The organism is Bacillus hominis (assembly GCF_018332515.1).
Taxonomy (GTDB): domain Bacteria; phylum Bacillota; class Bacilli; order Bacillales; family Bacillaceae_G; genus Bacillus_A; species Bacillus_A hominis.
Genome location: NZ_BOQD01000367.1, coordinates 1 through 18,815, shown reverse-complemented (window position 1 = coordinate 18,815; position 18,815 = coordinate 1). Strand labels below are relative to the sequence as shown.

The 18,815-nt window shown below is 36.1% G+C and carries 16 protein-coding genes and 1 pseudogene; 12 read left to right on the top strand and 5 right to left on the bottom strand.

Features of this window, described 5'->3' with window-relative positions; genetic code table 11:
• Window positions 1-866, bottom strand: an 866-nt coding sequence (locus tag KI356_RS24955) for an amino acid permease (RefSeq protein ID WP_212936778.1), incomplete at its 3' end; no start/stop codon positions are given.
• Window positions 867-1,239: 373 nt separating this feature from the next.
• On the opposite strand from KI356_RS24955, the gene KI356_RS24950 reads away from it, so the two are divergent.
• The 8 genes from KI356_RS24950 (at window position 1,240) to KI356_RS24915 (ending at window position 8,929) form a co-directional block, all read left to right on the top strand.
• Window positions 1,240-1,950, top strand: a complete 711-nt coding sequence (locus KI356_RS24950) for a C39 family peptidase (RefSeq protein ID WP_212936777.1) — start codon at window positions 1,240-1,242, stop codon at window positions 1,948-1,950.
• Between the two features lie 131 nt (window positions 1,951-2,081).
• A complete protein-coding gene (locus KI356_RS24945; protein ID WP_212936776.1) occupies window positions 2,082-3,257 on the top strand; it encodes an amidohydrolase in 1,176 nt (391 codons plus the stop codon).
• A 1-nt stretch (window position 3,258) separates the two neighbouring features.
• Window positions 3,259-3,456, top strand: a complete 198-nt coding sequence (locus tag KI356_RS24940) for a DUF3311 domain-containing protein (RefSeq protein ID WP_212936775.1) — start codon at window positions 3,259-3,261, stop codon at window positions 3,454-3,456.
• Complete coding sequence (locus tag KI356_RS24935) at window positions 3,453-4,925, top strand: sodium:solute symporter family protein (protein ID WP_212936774.1); 1,473 nt, start codon at window positions 3,453-3,455, stop codon at window positions 4,923-4,925. Before KI356_RS24940 ends, KI356_RS24935 begins: the two co-directional genes overlap by 4 nt.
• Window positions 4,926-5,026: 101 nt before the next feature.
• Window positions 5,027-6,505 carry a spore germination protein GerLA gene (gene gerLA, locus KI356_RS24930; RefSeq protein ID WP_212936773.1) on the top strand — a complete coding sequence of 493 codons (1,479 nt, stop codon included), beginning with the start codon at window positions 5,027-5,029 and terminating at the stop codon, window positions 6,503-6,505.
• Window positions 6,506-7,630, top strand: coding sequence for an endospore germination permease (locus KI356_RS24925; protein ID WP_212936772.1), 1,125 nt, complete (start codon window positions 6,506-6,508; stop codon window positions 7,628-7,630).
• A complete protein-coding gene (locus KI356_RS24920; RefSeq protein WP_212936771.1) occupies window positions 7,614-8,780 on the top strand; it encodes a Ger(x)C family spore germination protein in 1,167 nt (388 codons plus the stop codon). Before KI356_RS24925 ends, KI356_RS24920 begins: the two co-directional genes overlap by 17 nt.
• 11 nt (window positions 8,781-8,791) lie before the next feature.
• Complete coding sequence (locus KI356_RS24915; RefSeq protein ID WP_164881600.1) at window positions 8,792-8,929, top strand: hypothetical protein; 138 nt, start codon at window positions 8,792-8,794, stop codon at window positions 8,927-8,929.
• Window positions 8,930-8,995: 66 nt separating this feature from the next.
• On the opposite strand, the gene KI356_RS24910 is transcribed toward KI356_RS24915, so the two are convergent.
• The 3 genes from KI356_RS24910 to KI356_RS24900 are packed head-to-tail and all read right to left on the bottom strand — an operon-like array spanning window position 8,996 to window position 11,350.
• Entirely contained in the window at window positions 8,996-10,396 is a 1,401-nt protein-coding gene (locus tag KI356_RS24910) for a nucleoside recognition domain-containing protein (RefSeq protein WP_212936770.1), read from the bottom strand.
• The gene (locus KI356_RS24905; protein ID WP_212936769.1) at window positions 10,374-11,096 is read right to left on the bottom strand and encodes a FeoB small GTPase domain-containing protein; all 723 of its coding nucleotides are present in this window, start codon (window positions 11,094-11,096) and stop codon (window positions 10,374-10,376) included. Before KI356_RS24905 ends, KI356_RS24910 begins: the two co-directional genes overlap by 23 nt.
• Window positions 11,093-11,350 (bottom strand): FeoA family protein, encoded by a 258-nt coding sequence (locus KI356_RS24900; protein WP_128282857.1) that lies wholly within the window; start codon window positions 11,348-11,350, stop codon window positions 11,093-11,095. Before KI356_RS24900 ends, KI356_RS24905 begins: the two co-directional genes overlap by 4 nt.
• 509 nt (window positions 11,351-11,859) lie before the next feature.
• On the opposite strand from KI356_RS24900, the gene KI356_RS24895 reads away from it, so the two are divergent.
• The 4 genes and pseudogenes from KI356_RS24895 to KI356_RS24880 all read left to right on the top strand — a co-directional run.
• Entirely contained in the window at window positions 11,860-12,762 is a 903-nt protein-coding gene (locus KI356_RS24895) for a phosphate ABC transporter substrate-binding protein PstS family protein (RefSeq protein ID WP_128282858.1), read from the top strand.
• A 71-nt stretch (window positions 12,763-12,833) separates the two neighbouring features.
• Window positions 12,834-13,724: a phosphate ABC transporter permease subunit PstC gene (gene pstC / locus KI356_RS24890; protein WP_128282865.1), complete on the top strand. Its 891-nt coding sequence runs from the start codon at window positions 12,834-12,836 to the stop codon at window positions 13,722-13,724.
• A 2-nt stretch (window positions 13,725-13,726) separates the two neighbouring features.
• Window positions 13,727-14,647, top strand: coding sequence for a phosphate ABC transporter permease PstA (pstA, locus tag KI356_RS24885; protein ID WP_212936768.1), 921 nt, complete (start codon window positions 13,727-13,729; stop codon window positions 14,645-14,647).
• A gap of 196 nt (window positions 14,648-14,843) precedes the next feature.
• Window positions 14,844-15,086 (top strand): annotated as a pseudogene (locus KI356_RS24880) (P-loop nucleotide/nucleoside kinase family protein); the annotation flags it as partial.
• Window positions 15,087-15,168: 82 nt separating this feature from the next.
• Here KI356_RS24880 and KI356_RS24875 read toward each other — a convergent pair.
• The gene (locus KI356_RS24875; protein WP_128282860.1) at window positions 15,169-18,213 is read right to left on the bottom strand and encodes an efflux RND transporter permease subunit; all 3,045 of its coding nucleotides are present in this window, start codon (window positions 18,211-18,213) and stop codon (window positions 15,169-15,171) included.
• Window positions 18,214-18,815 lie beyond the last annotated feature (602 nt).

Sequence of the window (18,815 nt, the reverse complement as noted above, 5' to 3'; positions counted from 1 at the left end):
TCCGCTGCATATGGAATACCAGCCATATCAAACACAAGTACAAATGGACTTTCAACTAGATTAGCCTCTTGCCATGGGAGTAAACCTACAACAACTGAGATTGCTAAGACGAAAAAGAATAGAGTACGCCAAATTGTGTTTTTAATAGCTTTCGGGATCGTTTTTTCAGGGTTCTCGCTTTCCCCTGAAGCAATTCCGATAAGTTCTGTTCCTTGGAATGAGTAATTTACAGTAATCATTGTAAGAAGAACTGCTAGTGCACCGTTTGGAAATAAGCCGCCATTTTCAGTGAAATTGTGGAGCATTGGTGCTGGCTTTCCATTAAAGTCGAGAAAACCAAACATAACTGCGCCTCCAAGTACGATAAAGATAACAATCGTTGCAACCTTTACGCTAGCGAACCAAAATTCAGTCTCTGCATATGCTTTTGCTGATAGAGCGTTTACAAGAAAGAGTGCTGCTGCAAATGTAACACACCAAATCCATGAAGAAACATCTGGGAACCAACGCTTCATTAAAATACTAACTGTTGTTAGTTCAACTCCTACTGTAACAGCCCAATTTAGCCAATACATCCAACCGACAACAAATCCAAAACCAGGTGAAATAAATTTGCTTGCGTAACTTTGGAATGAACCTGCTTCTGGCATGGCTACAGATAATTCACCGAGACATAACATTGTTAAGTACATAACGAAACCGCCGACTAAAAATGCAAGAATAGCTCCACCTGGTCCTGCGTTATGAACGATTTGTCCTGATCCCATAAATAATCCTGTTCCAATGACTCCACCAAGTGCAATCATGAATAGATGTCTACTTTTCATTGTTCGTTTTAAATCTGTTTGTTCTACTTGTTGATTCATATGCCCTCACCCCGTTAGTTTCTTGTATGTGTTAACTGGTTTTCATTCTGAGTTTTAATCATTAGTGGGGGATGTGACACATACTCAGTTTATTTGTTGTGAAATGAATGGAGTATGTAAAAAACGAACTATGACTAAATACTCTAAGAATGTTTATTAACAAGGTGATATCTTCACCATGTTAATAATTTTGATTTTAGCAAAATATTCTGAAAAAGTATATTGTTTTTTCTTTTTATTAAAAATAATTAGAATTTTGGAATGATATTTGTGAATAATAATTCACAGAATCTTTCTAGCAAACTAGTAAGAAGAAAGGTACAATGATAAGAGTTGTGTCTGTAAAATAATAATTAATGGAGTTTTGTTTATAATGAAAAAGCTAAAATATCTTTTTGTTTTTGGAATTATACTAGCTGCCGCGTTTTTTATAGGGAAAGATAAAATTATACAAAAGGCGCAAGTGCTACGCTTAGATTTTCTATCTGAAATGAAAGAAGCGGCTATGATTGAAGATGTTCCATTTATAAAACAATTACCAGAATTACCCCGTGGATGTGAAGTGACCAGTTTAGCTATGTTGCTGCAATATAAAGGTGTACAAGTAGATAAGATGCAGCTTGCTAGTGAAATTCATCGTGTTCCATTTGAACAAAATGGTTTGCGTGGAAATCCTTACGAGGGATTTGTTGGAAATATTTATACGAAGGCTGAACTTGGATATGGTGTATATAATCAACCGATCTTTAATTTAGCAGAAAAGTATGTTCCTGAAAAAGTAATTAATTTAACAGGTAGAGACGTACAAGATATATATAAAGTAATTAGTTCTGGTTCTCCGGTATGGGTCATTATTAATACAACGTTTAAACCACTGGCTGAAAGTAGTTTTGAAACATGGAATACAAACTCAGGTAAAGTGAAAATTACATATTATGAGCATAGTGCAGTAGTAATTGGATATGATCAAAACTTTGTATATGTAAATGATCCTCTTAAAAATAATCCACGTTTCGCTGTTCCGCGAGCAGAATTTGAGAAAGCTTGGGAGCAAATGGGGAAACAAGCTATTACTATTTTATAAAAGTAAAAAGTCATCTTGAGGATGGCTTTTTACTTTTATTCTATTAAGATAGAAAATTCAGAAGATTCTTTTAAAAATTAGCGATTCACGTTATAATGACATTTAACTTGGTGAAGAAGGGGAGAAGAAAAATGGATGTCGCAAAGGAACCTGTTTTGTTAAAAAATCAGTTGATTGAGTGGAGAAGGCACTTTCATAAATATCCTGAGTTATCTTTTCAAGAAGAAAAAACATCTCAATTTGTATTCGACATACTTCGGAAAATCCCATATTTAGAGGTATCAAGGCCTACTAAATATAGTGTAATGGCAAGGCTAATCGGTAAACAACCGGGTAAAACAATTGCGGTTCGAGCTGATATGGACGCTCTTCCTATTCATGAAGAAAATGATTTTGATTTTATTTCTACATATTCAGGTGTGATGCATGCGTGTGGTCACGATGGGCATATGGCGATATTACTTGGGGTTGTACATAAGTTAGTAGAAGAAAGAGAAAAAGTTAAAGGAGAAATTCGCTTTTTATTTCAGCATGCAGAAGAAAACTTTCCGGGCGGTGCAGAGGAAATGGTCGCAGCGGGAGTGATGGCAGGTGTGGATTACATTATTGGTGCTCACCTTTGGGCGTCGTTAGAGGTTGGGAAAGTAGGGGTAATTTATGGTCCGGCGATGGCGGCACCGGACGTTTTTAAAATTACGATAGAGGGAAAAGGTGGGCATGCTGGAATTCCGCACGAAACAGTTGATAGTATCGCCATTGGTGCGCAAGCAGTTTCGCAAATCCAGCAAATTGTATCTCGCCTCACGAACCCGTTAGATTCTCTCGTAGTATCTGTTACGCAATTTCATTCTGGGACAACCCATAATGTTATCCCGGAACAAGCGGAGATTGAGGGGACAGTGAGAAGTTTAAGGCATGAATTAAGAGAAGAAACAAAGAAGAAGCTTGAAAGGATTGTAAAACATATTACAGAATCCTACGGTGCTAAGTATACATTTTCTTATGAATATGGATATCGACCAGTTGTGAACGATTATGAAGTTACAGAGCTTATCGAACATACGGCATTACAGCTTTATGGAAGAGAAAGGGTTGTTCGTTTGCAGCCAACGATGGCTGGAGAAGATTTTTCAGCATTTTTACAAAAAGCACCAGGGACGTTCTTTTTTATAGGGGCAGGAAATGAAGAGAAGGGAATTATATATCCGCATCATCACCCTCGTTTTACAATTGACGAAGACGCATTACCAATTGGAGTGGAAGTCTTTGTATCATCCATTATGAATTTTATAAGTAAAGGAGAATGAGATGAAGAAAATACACGTGCTAGCACTTATTCCAGTTCTTTGTTTAGTAGTTGGACCAGTATTTGCAAATTCAGTCACTCCTTACGTATTGGGGATGCCATTTCTATTATTTTGGATACTATTATCAGTGCTTATTACGTCTCTTTGTATGGGGCTTGTGTACGTATTCGATCCTGCTAATAAGGGGGATGGAAAATGACAGCACTACTTATTATTATTTTATTCTTATTTCTAGCACTATTTTTAGGAATTCGAGCACAACATGGAAAAGATATGAATTTAGAGCAATGGTCAGTTGGAGGAAGAGGGTTTGGAACTATTTTCGTTTTTCTCCTTATGGCAGGCGAAATTTATACGACATTCACATTTTTAGGTGGAAGTGGTTGGGCGTATAGTAAAGGAGCTCCTACTTTTTATATTTTAGGATATGGTGCATTAGCCTATATTTTATCGTATTTCTTATTGCCTCCAATTTGGAAATATGCAAAAGAACATAACCTTGTTTCACAGCCGGATTTTTTTGCAAAGAAATATAGAAGTAAAGCGCTTGGATTGATTGTTTCGATTGTTGGTGTTGTTTCCATCATCCCATATCTCGTTTTACAGCTAAAGGGGTTAGGGATCATCGTTTCCGAAGCTTCTTATGGAAGAGTGTCACCTGTTATTGCGGTGTGGATTGGTGCTATTGTTATAACTATATATGTAATGGTTTCAGGTATACATGGATCGGCTTGGACAGCTGCTTTGAAGGATATTATGATACTATTTATCGTTATGTTTTTAGGTATATATTTACCGTACCATTATTACGGAGGGTTTCAGCCGATGTTTGAAGCTGTAGAAGCAGCGAAACCAGGTTTTTTATCTTTACCTGAAGAAGGAATGAGTATTTCTTGGTTTGTTTCTACTATTATATTAACGGCCCTTGGTTTCTATATGTGGCCCCATACATTTGCTTCGGCTTTCTCTGCAAAAAATGAAAAAGTATTTAGGAAAAACGCGGCGATTATGCCTCTTTATTCTTTAGTGTTGCTTTTCGTATTCTTTGCAGGTTTTGCTGCTATCCTACAAGTTCCAGGGTTAAAGGGAGCGGATGTAGATCTTTCGTTATTCCGTCTTGCTCTTCAAACTTTTGATCCTTGGTTTATCGGAATTATTGGTAGTGCGGGGGTATTAACGGCATTAGTTCCAGCATCCATGCTTGTTATGGCTGCTTCGACATTGCTAGCGAAAAATATTTACCGAACGATGGTCCCATCTGCTTCAGATAGACAAGTTGCTAAAGTGGCAAAATTATTTGTGCCTGTAGTAACGCTTGTAGCGGTTTTGTTTACCTTTAAAGGAGGAGAAACGATAGGGGCACTTCTTTTAATGGGGTACAGTATCGTTACGCAGCTTTTCCCTGCACTTGTATGTAGTTTGTTTCCTCGCCAAATTATTACGAAGCAAGGAGCGATTGCAGGAATGGGGGTTGGGTTGTTAGTTGTCGCATATATCACTTTATCTGGTTCTACTATAGCGACCATGTTTCCAAATTTTCCCCAGTACATAAAAGATTTAAATGTAGGTATAGTAGCGTTGTTAATTAATATTGTTGTTATGCTTATTGTTAGTGGGATGACAAAAAATATACCAATGAAAACAGACCATATAATAGTAGAAAAGTAATCAGTATGTTAGAGCTATCTTTGAAAAGAGATAGCTCTTTTTTGTATATATTTCCTTCTATTAGCGGAATCTAACTAAAAACTTGTTGAAAAGGAAGTTAGGTGGGGGAATTGTTAGAGTTAAAAGGTAACTTGTTTGAAGTTATGAAAGAAATTAGGGATGAGTTAGGTTCACCTAATGATTTAACAATTAGAGAAGTTGCTCTTGCTGGTAGTTTTACACGCTGCGCTGTCATTTTTTTATATGGGTTAACAGATAAGGATAATGTTTATAAATATGTAGTTCGTACGCTTCAATATGAAGAAATAGAAAAAGAAGCAGCTGTTGTTCAAACGTTATTGGATCGTTTTATTTCTATCGCAGAAGTCGGTATGAAGACAACGTTTCCGGATATTATAAATGCAATTCTAGCGGGAGACACAGTTATATTAATTGATAATATTCAAACGGCTATTGTTGTTAACAGTAGGGCTTGGGAGAAAAGAAGTCTAGAACCTCCAGTGACAGAAGATTTAATCCGTGGACCGAGAGTTGGATTAAATGAAGATATTAATGTGAATAAAATGCTAATTCGCCGTGGTTTACGTGATCCGAAGTTGCGGTTTCAATCTTATATTATGGGGAAGCGATCACAGAAAGAAGTAACCCTAGTATATATAGAAGATATTATTAACCCTTATATTGTAAAAGAACTAGATCGGCGCCTTCAATCAATAGTGACAGATGTTATTTTTGAGACGGGTACGATTGAACAATTAATTCAAGACAATAATTTATCGCCGTTTCCACAGTTTTTGAACACAGAAAGGCCTGACAATATTGTGGCCTCATTAACGAAAGGAAAGGCGGCTATTTTAGTAGACGGATCACCGTTCGCTCTTATTGCACCACTCGTATTTGTTGATATTTTTCAATCTGTAGAAGACCATTACGAGCGTTGGCTGATTGGGACGTTATTGAGAATTTTACGAATGGTTTCTGGTATTATGGCGGTTTTGTTACCGGCGATGTATGTAGCGCTCGTTTCATACCACCAAGGGCTTATTCCGTCTAAATTGGCCTATTCAATTGCTGGAGCGCGAGAAGGGGTTCCGTTTCCAGCGTATATTGAAACATTAATGATGGCATTAACGATGGAGTTAATACGAGAGGCGGGAATTAGATTGCCAAAGCCAATGGGGCAAACGATTGGTATTGTAGGTGGTCTTGTAATTGGAGAAGCGGCGGTGAATGCCGGGATTGTAAATCCATTTTTAGTAATTATTATTGCAGTTACTGCAATTGCTACCTTTTCGCTCCCTGTATATAGCATTACGATTACGTTTCGGATTTTACTTTTCGTCTTTGTATTAGCGGCGACTGCTTTTGGTTTGTATGGAATCATTTTAGCTCTTATTGCACTTGCTGTTCATATTACGAATTTGAAGAGTGTTGGTGTTCCGTATACAACGCCTATTGCTCCTGCATTTTATAAAGATTGGAAAGAAGAACTTATTCGTATGCCAAAATCGATGTTGAAAGAGAGACCGGAATATTTACAAACGAAAGACTCTACATTACGTCCAAAGGAGCGAGAATAATTGAAACCATTTGAGTATGGCGATGAAGAGATTGGATCTCGGGAACTTGGGTTTGCGGTATCGTCGACCATTATTGGTATAGGTGCATTGTCTATGCCAAGGGATATTGCCAACCAAACTTTATTTTCGGACGGTTGGATTATTTTGCTTTTGGGTGGATTGATATGTGCAGTTTTAGGTTGGTTTGTAACGAGGGTGGCTATTTTATTCCCAAAACAAAACTTTGTTCAATATACAAGTACACATTTGACGAAGCCTGTTGCATACACAATTAGTAGCATTTTAGTATTAACGTTTGCTGCTTTGACAGCATATGAATCGCGAATGATTGCAATTATTTCACAAACGTATTTATTTAGTGATACACCAGTACAACTATTGTCGTTCTTTTTCCTATTAGTTGTTATTTATGGAATAGCAGGGTCGAGAGCGGCTCTATTAAGGTTAAACGTTTTATTCTTACCTATCGTTTTAATTGCAATCGTACTGCTTTCTTTATTGAATGTGAACTTAATGGAAATAGATAATTTACTACCGGCTTTTCAAACGGACGTCAGTCAATATGCTGTAGGAGTTAAAAATTCTATTTTCACATTTATCGGATTTGAGGTAGCTCTGTTTTATGCTGTGATGTTGAACGATAAGACAGTGAAAAAAGCGCCAATGGCAGTTGCAAAAGCGGTGATAGTAAACGTTTTGTCATACATTTTAATTTATGTAACTTGTATTAGTGTTTTTTCGTATATGACAACACGTGGATTGACATTTCCAACAATTGAACTAGGGAAAGAAATTGAAATTGGTGGAGGATTTTTAGAGAGATTTGATGCGATTTTTTTTACTACTTGGATTATTACTATTTATAACACTACAGCAATGTATTATGACGTCGCATCTTTATTGTTTTGTGCTATGTTTCCAAAAGTGAAGAAACATGTATTTATTTTTGTGAGTGCTCCTATTATTTTTATAGTGAATATGATACCTGGCAATTCGAATGATTTATCAAATTATGGGACTTATTTAGCTTGGATAGATATGGGGTTTGTTGTGTTAGCACCTTTGCTAGTTTTTATTGTATATAAAATAAAAAGAAGGAATGGTGGAAATGAAACACCTTCTTAAAATTATAATAATTATGTTTTTAGCTGGATCTATTAGTGGGTGCTCTGAGCTGGAGGAGATAGAAGAAAGAGGATTTGTAGTAGGCGCAGCTTACGATATTGTAAAGGCAAAGAAATCAAATCCAATTATGAAAGGGACGTATCAGATGGTACTCCCCAGTAAATTGTCGCAACAAGGTGGACAAGGGGATGGAGATAGCCAAAATTATATTAATGTTAGTGCGAAAGCAGATAGTGTCTTTGAGCAAATACGAATTATTGCTAAAAAAATTAGTCGCTCATTATTCTTTCCGCATATACAAGTGATAATTTTTTCTAAAGATTTACTAGCGAATCCATATGTTTTACAAAATACGTTAGATGTATATATTCGCGATCATGAAATGAGAAGAAATATTCGTTTGTTCGTTTCTAAGAAAAATGCAGAAGCTATTTTAAAGCAGAGTGCCAAGCCTGAAAATTTGCCAGCGCAGTATATAGATATGTTAGCTGAACACCCACCGAAAAATGCCCAAATGATTGAGGCTGCAAGAATTGGTGAAGTACAGGAAAAGATGATTTCTAACCAGAGTTTCGTATTACCTATTCTCGAACTAACAAAACAAGGGGTACAAATGAACGGAGCGGCGTTGTTTCGCGGGAAGGATAATAAGTGTGTAGGCATTTTGAATGGAAAACAAACATTAGGAATGAATTATATAATAGGTAAAAAAATTGGAGGTTTTTTTACTATCCGCAAAAAAGACCAGCTTATTACATATGAAATTCATAAGATGCACCGAAAGATTAAAGTATCTACGGAAAATGCTACAAAACCGAAGTTTGATATTCATTTATCTTTGGAAGGGACATTAGCCGAGTTGCATTTTAGTGATCATAAACAAATTATGAGTGAAAATCGATTAAAGAAAAACATCGCGGAGGAAATGGAGAAACGCATCCAAAAATCGATTAAGCTTGTTCAAAAAAAATATAAGGTAGATGTATTAGCATTAGGGGAAGTATATAAGCGACATAATTATAAAGAGTGGAAAAAGATAAGTAAGAATTGGGATCAAGGTGAAAATTACTTTAGTAATGCTGAAATTACTGTTCATGTTCATCCAACGATTGCACATTCAGGTTCAGCTTTACCGAAGAGAGTGAAATAAGGTGATGTAAGTTGTTTACTGGATTGGGAATTAGTTGCACGATATTAATGGCGGTTCTTCCAGGGACTATATATTTGCTTCATAAAAAAATTACAACGTATGGTGCCCAGCCGTGGAAAGAAGAGGCGCAAAAAAAGAAACCTGAATAAATTTTAGGTTTCTTTTGTGCACAAAGTATATGTTGAAGGGGGATTCCTTCTATGTATACTTTGCTTTTATACAAGACCTAACCAATGTACCAATTGTGTAGAGAGGAATGTAACAACAATGGCAATAACAGTAGGGATTGCAAACGATAAAAATGTCCATTTTGCACTTTTTGTTTCTTTATATATGTTAACTAGTGTTGTTCCGCATGGGAAATGAAGAAGTGAGAACAACATTGTGTTTAACGCAGTTAACCAAGTCCAACCGTGTTCTAAGAATAGATTTTTAATTTGATTAAAATCATCTATTTCAGTTAAAGCACCAGTTGATAAGTAAGACATTAATAAAATCGGAATAACAATTTCATTAGCTGGTAACCCAAGAATAAACGCTGCTAGAATGAAACCGTCAAGGCCTAACATTTTAGCGAATGGATCTAGGAAGTTTACAAAATGCATAAGTAAGCTTGTGTCACCTACAAAAATATTAGCGAGTATCCAAGTTAATGCAGCGGCAGGTGCAGCCACAATTACAGCGCGTTTTAAAACATATATGGATTTATCGAGCGTTGAACGCACAATTGTATTCCATATTTTAGGCTTTCGGTATGGTGGTAACTCTAACGTATAGTGAGTTGGAACACCTTTTAGGGCAGTTTTTGATAAAACCCAAGAAACGGTTAAAGTTACAATAACGCCAATTACAACCATTCCAACTACAACGCCGGCAGTAACAAGTGTTTGCATGCTGCCTGTATATCCAGCAGCCATAAATAATGAGGCCATTAAGATTAATGTAGGCCAGCGTCCATTACATGGGACGAAGTTGTTTGTTAAAATAGCAAGCATACGTTCACGCGGTGATTCGATAATACGTGTTGACATAATAGCTGCAGCGTTACATCCAAACCCCATTGCCATCGTTAAAGATTGTTTCCCATGCGCGCCAGAGCGTTTAAATAAACGATCCATGTTAAACGCAACGCGTGGTAAGTATCCGTAGTTTTCTAATAGGGCAAACATTGGGAAGAAGATTGCCATAGGTGGTAACATAACACTAATAACGGCTCCAGTACCACGGAATAAACCGAGTATTAAAATACCATGTAGCCATTCTGGTGCATGCATCGCTTGGAACCAAGACGTTAAGTATCCTTCAGCCCAGCCGAAAAACTCCGCAATCATATCAGATGGTACGTTAGCACCTGCAATTGTAAGATAAAAAATAATAGATAAAATGCCGAGCATAATAGGGAATCCCCAAATAGGAGATGTGAAAATTTTATCTAGTTTTTCTGAGCGATATAATTTGTTGGTATTTGTATATTGAACAGCTTCTTTACATATATTTGCGGAGGTTCGATAAATATCTCCGACAATATCATCTCGTATGTCTTCCTTTGAAAGTGTTTGTGCATGTTGAACAATATAGTCTAGTGGAAGAGCTTTACTGGCTGAGCGAGATTCCATTTATTATGACCTCCCTTACAAGTGGTTCGTTATGATGTTTTTGAAGTGCCGTTAAGAAATTTTTATCTCCATCTAATATACGTAGTGCAATCCAACGTGCTGGATACGTATCTCCGAACACTTTATAAATTTGTGGTTCTAATTGTTGAATCATATTTTCAATTTTTTCATTATAAGTAATTTTAATTGGTGTCGGAATGAGTTTTTTTGTTGCTACTTTAGCAATGACACTTAGTAAATGTCCGATGCCAACTCGGTTTCGAGCTGAAATTTTAACTACCGGTACACCGAGTGATTTTGCTAATTTCTTTTCATCAATAACGATACCTTTTTTCTCAGCTTCATCAATTAAGTTAATACAAATGACTACATCAGTTGTCATTTCCATCACTTGGAGTGCTAAATTTAAATTTCTTTCCATTGCAGTTGCATCTATAACAACTACAGTTACTTCTGGTTTTTCAAATATAATATAATCTCTTGCCACTTCTTCATCTGCCGAATTTGAATAAAGTGAGTAAGTTCCAGGTAAATCTATTATTGTATATATATTTCCGCTATGCTTATATTCCCCTTCAGCCTTTAAAACAGTTTTCCCCGTCCAGTTTCCAGTATGTTGTTTTAAGCCTGTTAAAGTATTAAATAATGTACTTTTCCCAGTATTCGGGTTACCAGCTAACGCAATGCGATGGTTACTCATCTGAAATCATCTCCTATTAATATCCCGAAAATAAGGGAGCTTTCTTCACTACGCAGTGCAATAGTTGTGCTGCTTACTTGATAAGCGACTGGGTCTCCAAGTGGGCTGCGTTGTAATACTTTAATTGTCGCTCCAGGAAAAAAGCCTAAATCTAATAAACGTCGTTTCATAGTTCCTTCTAATTGTATCTTCTCAATTTGTACAAATTCCCCTGTTCTGAATTCGGAAAGGGGTTTAGTATTAGCCGATACCATAAAAGTTACCTCATCTCTATATTTTTAGTTTTAGTTTAAAAAGTTTCCCTAGGTAAACTTTTTGATACTAATATAGTAGACTACATTGAATGATGCTGTCAATTAGTACTTTAAAAATATTCAATTATTTTTAAAATTGTTCCAATTTATTTAGTTGTACTGAAAAATATTACTGGAATTCTTCTTAATGTAAATAAAGTAAAAGTGTAAAAGTTAAAAAATATAGTGGATTTGTAAATATAGTTTTAACTTAAAGGGCAAAATAAAGAAAAATATTTACATTGGATTTACATTGTTAAGAATAAATTTACAATACTGCGTGGTTAGTGTGGGTTTTGTTGGTTTTTTTAACTGTAAATGTTGGAATGTCTAGCTTTTGCGGGATATTATCTTTATTTACTTAAACTTAAAAATTGCTTAACACTCACATAATATTGTTGTCCTACAATGAATTTGTGTTCGAAAGAAGATGAATTCGAAAAGTGATAATCCAAATGGGGGTACAAGACATGATTATGAAAAAGGGTATTAAATTTTCTTTAGCGGCTTTAGTTGTTGCAGGTGCATTAGTTGGATGTGGAAAAGCAGAAAGTACGGATAATAAGGAAGCTGCTAAAGGAAGCGATAATGCAAAACAAGAATTATCAGGTACGATTGCAGCGGCTGGCTCTACAGCTCTTCAACCTCTTGCGGAGGAAGCTGGAAAGAAATTCATGGAGAAAAATTCAAAAGTTTCTATTCAAGTTCAAGGTGGCGGTAGTGGAACAGGGATTAACCAAGTAGCATCTGGTGCAGTGCAAATTGGTAATTCGGATGTTCCGGCTTCAGATAAAATAAAAGATGCTGAAAAAGCGAAAGAATTAGTAGATAACAAGGTAGCGGGTATCGCATTCGCACTTGTCGTAAATAAAGATGTAAAAGTTGATAACTTAACAGCAAAACAAGTACAAGATATCTTCACTGGAAAAGTGACGAACTGGAAAGAGTTAGGCGGAAAAGATGAAAAAATCAATGTAATTAACCGTCCAGCTTCATCTGGTACACGTGCTACATTTGAAAAAACAGTTATGAAAGAAGCTAAAATTAATGATGGAACTGGTACAACACAAGATTCTAACGGTGCAGTAGAGCAAGCGATTAACTCTACTCCAGGTTCAATCAGCTATTTAGCGATGTCTTACATGGTTGGCGATAAAAAAGGTGCATTGCAAACTGTGAAAATTGATGGTGCTGAACCGAAAGTTGAAAACATCTCTTCTGGTAAATATCCATTCTGGTCTTACGAGTACATGGTAACTAAAGGTGAGGCAAAAGAAGCGACAAAAGCTTACATTGACTACGTAAAAGGTAAAGATTTCGAAAAACAAGTAGAAGATATGGGTTACATCCCAATGTCTAAATTAAATAAGTAATAAAATTTTATGGGGCTGGCTGCAAGGCCAGTCCTGTTCATTTCAATCTATGAAGTGGGGTCTGTCCTGTGATGAAGGGGAAAAAACAAATTAATTATGTGAAGAGTGAATATATAGGAAGATCACTCGTTACATTTTGTGGTATCTTTATTGTTTTTATTACATTAGCTATTATTGCGTTTATTTGCGGCAAAGGAATTCAATCTTTCACGCAAAGTGGTATCTCATTATCTGAGGTGTTAACTTCGACAAAATGGAGCCCGAATGCTGATCAAGGTACGTATGGTGCTGTAATCTTTATTGTCGGTTCGACGCTTGTGTCGTTAGGTGCTGTTGTCATTAGTGCACCAATTGCTATAGCTCTTGCTATATTCATGAATTTAATTTCGCCGAAGTTTGGGAATAAAGTATTAAAGCCTGTTTTAGAATTATTAGTTGGTATTCCATCAGTTGTATACGGATTATTAGGGGTTACGATCTTGGTTCCTCTATTACGTGATTCGTTCGGTGGAGTGGGCTTTAGTTTAATTGCGGGTATTATTGTCCTGAGTATTATGATTTTACCTACTATTGCTAGTATTGCCTCTGATGCAATACGCTCTGTTCCGTTTGATTACTTGGAAGCTTCTTACGGTCTAGGATCGACGAAATGGCAAGCGATTAGCCGAGTTATTGTTCCTGCTGCAAAACAAGGGATTTTAACAGGTATAGTTTTAGGGTTAGCGCGTGCTTTTGGTGAAGCGTTAGCGGTTCAAATGGTAATCGGGAACACGATTAAATTACCGGAAGGAATATATAGTCCAACAGCAACGTTAACGGGTATTCTGACAATGGATATGACGAATACATTGAACGGAACAGCTTGGAACAATGCGCTATGGACGTTAGCAATGATTTTACTTGTTATTTCATTCCTGTTTATTTTAGTAATTCGAGCGATTGGTCAAAGAGGTGAGCGATAATAATGAATGCAAGAACGGTAAATAAAGTTTGGACAGGTATCTTTTATACGGTTGCAGCTTTAGTTGTAGCTTTGCTGGCTTTTTTAATGTACGAAATTTTACAAAAGGGATGGGGATTTTGGGATCCTAGTTTCTTATTCGGAGAACCAAGTAATACAAGAGCTGGTGGTGGCATTGGTCCACAGTTATTCAATTCTTTCTATATGCTTGTTATAACGCTTATTATATCTATTCCTCTTGGATTAGGTGCTGGAATATATTTAGCGGAGTATGCAAAACAAGGTCGTTTTTTAAGTTTTGTTCGTTTATGTATTGAAACAATGGCGTCTTTACCTTCTATTGTTGTTGGACTATTTGGTTTATTAGTATTTGTTACAATGACAGGCTGGGGATATACAGTAATGGGTGGAGCTCTTGCTTTAACTATTTTGAATTTACCTGGTTTAACACGTGTTTGTGAAAATGCGATTTCTGAAGTTCCTCATAATGTAAAAGAGGCGAGTCTTGGATTAGGTGCAACGAGGTGGCAAACAATTGTCCGTATTATTATCCCATCGTCGTTACCACAAATCATTACAGGGATTATTTTAGCGGCAGGGCGTATATTCGGTGAAGCTGCGGCGTTAATTTATACGGCAGGTTTAACATCTCCGATTTTAAATTCAGCAGCGGACTTCTCAAGTCCATCTCATCCATTAAATCCATTCAGACCAGCTGAAACGTTAGCTGTTCACATTTGGAAATTAAACTCTGAAGGGATTATCCCAGATGCGAAGTTAATTGCAACGAAATCTGCAGCTGTATTAATTATTATGGTTTTATTATTCAATATCATTTCACGCTTTGTAGCATCTGTATTACACAAGCGTTTTACGGGAACGAAAAAAAGTCGTAAAACGACGAAGAAGGTAAAAGTGGCATAAATTGAAGGTGAAAACTCTCTGTTTATAAACAGGGAGTTTTTTTAAGGCTATTTTGATGTTAGTAGGAAAAGAAGGAGAATTGTTGGATGGATAACTTAATGTACGGATGTTTGGATTGAAGTGGGAGAGGGGGAAAGCGTTCTTTCTGCAAATGTAGGGATTTCTTAGATCAGGTAAATCGACACGTTCTAAGTATATCGCTAAGTTAACAGGTGCAGGTATTGTAGATCATGACGTCGTGAAATCAGCATTATTAAAATCCATTAACGGCAAAAGGGATTGAATTAACAGTTGTTGGAGGAGTCTCCTATGATATTGAGTGGGAACTGATAGGTTTTTTGTTGGAACAAGAACATAGTGTTATATTAGATAGTCCATGTCTCTATGATGGAATGGTTGAAAAGGAATAGGTTTATGTCAGAAGTATGGTGCTACATATACGAAAAAAGTGTTAGATTATATCGGTAGGTAGGGAATTCTAAAAGGCGTTATCTTCAATTATGAAGATAACGCCTTTTAGTTTAAATATCAGGTGTTTCTGTAGAAGTACTTATTTTTCTACGGGAGCGTCTTTTTCTCCCGATTTTATCTAATAATTCATACATAACAGGAACAACTACTAATGTAAGGACGGTTGAAACAGCCAAGCCGCCAATTACAACGACAGCTAGACTTTTTGATACCATACTTCCTGCTTGAGATTGACCGAATAGGAGCGGTAGCATAGCAACAATTGTTGTTATAGCTGTCATAATAATTGGGCGTAATCTAGTAGATCCTGCTTCTAGTAAGGCTTCTCTTGTTTCCATACCGTTTTCCCGATTTTGTTGCACTCTTTCTATTAATACAATAGCATTTGTAACGACAATCCCGATTAACATTAATGCGCCGATTAATGAATTTACGTCAACAGGTGTTCTTGAAATGATTAATCCTAAAATACCGCCGACAGCAGCTAATGGTAAAGAGAATAAAATCGCGAAAGGAGCACGTGCTTGCCCGAATGTGATAACCATAATTAAATATACAATCCCGATTGCAATCCCCATAATTTTAAATAAATCAGTGAAGTTCTCTTGCATAGATTCAGTAGCACCTGCGATATTTACTTTTGCCCCGTTAGGTAAATCTAAGTCAGCTATCGCTTTGTTTACTTCTGCGCTTACTTTACTTAAATCTTCACTTGAAGCTTCTGCAGTAATTTGAATCGTTTCTTTCCCATCTTTATGGAAGATTTCCGTTTGAAGTTGTTTTTCTGAAATAGTTGCAATGTCTTTTAAAGGAATTGGTCCGTTAATAGGTGATAGTATGTTTGTGTTTAAAATATCTTCTTGTTTGTTAATGGATGCCTTTTTATGTTCTATCATAATAGTTGTTTTTTCATTATTGATTGAGATTTCCCCAATAGGAGATTTCTTCATAAGGAATGACACTTGTTGTGCTGCTGCTTCTGGTGTTAAACCTAGTTGCTCAGCCTTTGTTTGATCGATATGAATTTGCCATTCTTTTTTAGATTCTTCTATATTTGTTTTTACTTTGGAAAGAGAATCCATGCTTTTTAGTTTTGTTTCGACGATGTTAGCGGCCTTTTGTAAATTTGTTTCGTTAGTAGCTGTTACATTAAATTGTAAGTTGTTTCCGCCTCCGGATTCAGAGTAACTCGTTTTTATATAATCAAGTTCAGCTGGTTCGAAAGCTGTATGATCCTTTTTTAATTCTTTAATATATTGGTCGATGTCAGAACCTTTTTTAAAGACTACAAATATAGTTGCAAGGTTGTTTTGAGTTGTCTGTCCCCATTGTGCATCTTCTGCGCTAGATCCCATTCGCAAAATAACATCTGTTACATCAGAATTAGAGAGTAGTTTCTTTTCGAAATCAAAGGCTTTTTGTTTTTTAGCTTCAGAATCATAACCAGCTGGAAATGTCATGTTAACGGAAAGCATTGTATCATCCTCAGACTTTATGTTCGCTTTCGGAAGTAGTATGTAGGCTGCGATTGATCCTGCAAATAATAAAAAAGAAGTGAGTAGAATGATAAACTTATGAGAAAGAGCCCACTTTAATGTAGCGACATATCGCGGTGAAGAATGTGAATTGCGACGTTTTGTTTTTTTGAGCAGTAAAAAAGCCATAAGTGGAACGACTGTTAATGCCACAATTAAGGAAGAAAGTATAGAATATACAACTGCTAATACCATAGGTAACATTAGTTTTCCAATTACTCCCGATACGAGACCGATAGGTAAAAAAACGGCGACTGTTGTTAAAGTAGAAGAGGTAATTGCGACGGCGACCTCTTTCGTTGCATCGAGAATAATATCTTTAGAGAAAGATTCTTTTTGTAAACGACGGAAAATATTCTCGATGACAACGATACTATCATCGACGAGACGTCCAACTGCAACGGCTAAGCCACCTAGAGTTAAAATGTTAAGTGTGATGTTAGATTGGTGGAGTAAAAATAGTGTTAATAAAATAGATAATGGAATACTAACGACAGCGATGAGTGTCGTTCGGAAGCTGCGTAAAAAGATTAAGATAATGAGAGTTGCAGCAATTGCCCCAAGGATTACTTCTTTGCCCATACTAGTAACAGCATTTTCAACTTGCTCATGAGTTGAAGCTAAAAGTTTAATAGAATACTGATCTTTATATTGCTTACTTATATCTTTAATCTTTTTATCAATCTCTTTTCCGATTGCAACCGCGTTTTTACTCGGCTCTTTCATGATGACTAATCCTGTTCCTTCTTCTCCGTTTATGTGCGAGATTGTATCATGATGTTGTTTTAGTTCAATTTGAGCGACATCTTGTAATTTTACTTGAGGTGTAACGGTAATATTTTTAATGTCATTTACACTTTTTATATCTCCGATGACACGAAGGTTGTATTCTTCTTTATTAACGGTAATTGCTCCGGCTGGAGTGGAAGTTTCTTTTCCTTGTAAAACTGCTAATACTTGCTCTGATGTTACGTTTTTATCTTTTAGTTGGTTAGGGTCAAGTACGATGGATAATTCGGAAGTTGATTTTCCAAAAAACATAACATTGGCAACACCATCAATGCTTTCGAGTTGTGGTACGATTTCTTTCTCGATTTGTTTTTCGTCAGCTTTTGAAAATCCGTTCTGTTTCTGGATGGTAATTTGAGCGAGTGGAATCATAGAAGTATTTAATTGGCTAACTACAGGCTTAGTTACATCTTTAGGTAATTTAATTGTATTAATTGCTTTTTCGACTTCGCGTGCCGCGTCTTTCATATTAGCCTTGGATGTATATGCAATGTCGATGCGTGATAATCCCTCGTGTGTGGAAGAAGTGATGCCATCGATATGTTCTAAATTACGAAATTGTTTTTCAAGGGGGTCAGTTACGTCTTTGGTCATCGTTTCAGCATCGAGCCCTTGAGATAATGTCGTGACAGTTATTGCAGGGTTATCGATGCTTGGTAAAAATTCCATAGGTAATTTAGATCCGGAATAGACGCCGAGTATGGAAATGAGAAAAACCATGATAATAATAGCGGCTCGGTTTTTTAATGAAAATTTTGTTAACCTATCCATAAGATAATTCCTCCATTAGTTTATTTATAGTTTTGTGGGCACTTTCTTACTATATAACAAAAATTGGATATCTTTCATTAATTAAATGTAAAAAAATTCTAACAATAATCTTAAGTTAATGTTTTTGTTGAGATTTCATTATTTTTAGAAAGCGAAATGGCGGATTGGAGAGGAAAGTGTTCATTCGAGTTGCTTTTTAATGTGTGAGGGATTATTTGTTTCTTACGGCTAATTTATATCGTTATTCTATAGAGAGATAAATGATTATGAACTTTAATATAGAAGAGAATGAAAATCTGGGAGGTTATTGTGAAATACAATTTGGTTGATCAGAGTGTGTTGGTATACAATTAAAATACCTGTTTTCAGTAGAAAGGATAAGGAGTTCTTCTATAGAAGAAAGTAGGATAGATAATTTTTTATATTTTTTTATAAAAAGCACTTGTTATTTCAAAATCATGATGGTATATTAATAAACGTCGCTGATGCGGAAACGCAGAAAACGACAAAAAAGAAATTGAAAAACATAGTTGACATCGAAAAATGAAGATGTTAATATGATGAAGTCGCTTCTGAAGCGGCGGACAAGTTCTTTGAAAACT

Bases quoted from the DNA above. Each gene is read 5' to 3' on its own strand.
- KI356_RS24950 (WP_212936777.1), top strand. From the start codon at position 1,240: ATGAAAAAGCTAAAATATCTTTTTGTTTTTGGAATTATACTAGCTGCC.
- KI356_RS24945 (WP_212936776.1), top strand. From the start codon at position 2,082: ATGGATGTCGCAAAGGAACCTGTTTTGTTAAAAAATCAGTTGATTGAG.
- KI356_RS24940 (WP_212936775.1), top strand. From the start codon at position 3,259: ATGAAGAAAATACACGTGCTAGCACTTATTCCAGTTCTTTGTTTAGTA.
- KI356_RS24935 (WP_212936774.1), top strand. From the start codon at position 3,453: ATGACAGCACTACTTATTATTATTTTATTCTTATTTCTAGCACTATTT.
- KI356_RS24920 (WP_212936771.1), top strand. From the start codon at position 7,614: ATGAAACACCTTCTTAAAATTATAATAATTATGTTTTTAGCTGGATCT.
- KI356_RS24910 (WP_212936770.1), bottom strand. From the start codon at position 10,396: ATGGAATCTCGCTCAGCCAGTAAAGCTCTTCCACTAGACTATATTGTT.
- KI356_RS24905 (WP_212936769.1), bottom strand. From the start codon at position 11,096: ATGAGTAACCATCGCATTGCGTTAGCTGGTAACCCGAATACTGGGAAA.
- KI356_RS24900 (WP_128282857.1), bottom strand. From the start codon at position 11,350: ATGGTATCGGCTAATACTAAACCCCTTTCCGAATTCAGAACAGGGGAA.
- KI356_RS24895 (WP_128282858.1), top strand. From the start codon at position 11,860: ATGATTATGAAAAAGGGTATTAAATTTTCTTTAGCGGCTTTAGTTGTT.
- pstC (WP_128282865.1), top strand. From the start codon at position 12,834: ATGAAGGGGAAAAAACAAATTAATTATGTGAAGAGTGAATATATAGGA.
- pstA (WP_212936768.1), top strand. From the start codon at position 13,727: ATGAATGCAAGAACGGTAAATAAAGTTTGGACAGGTATCTTTTATACG.
- KI356_RS24875 (WP_128282860.1), bottom strand. From the start codon at position 18,213: ATGGATAGGTTAACAAAATTTTCATTAAAAAACCGAGCCGCTATTATT.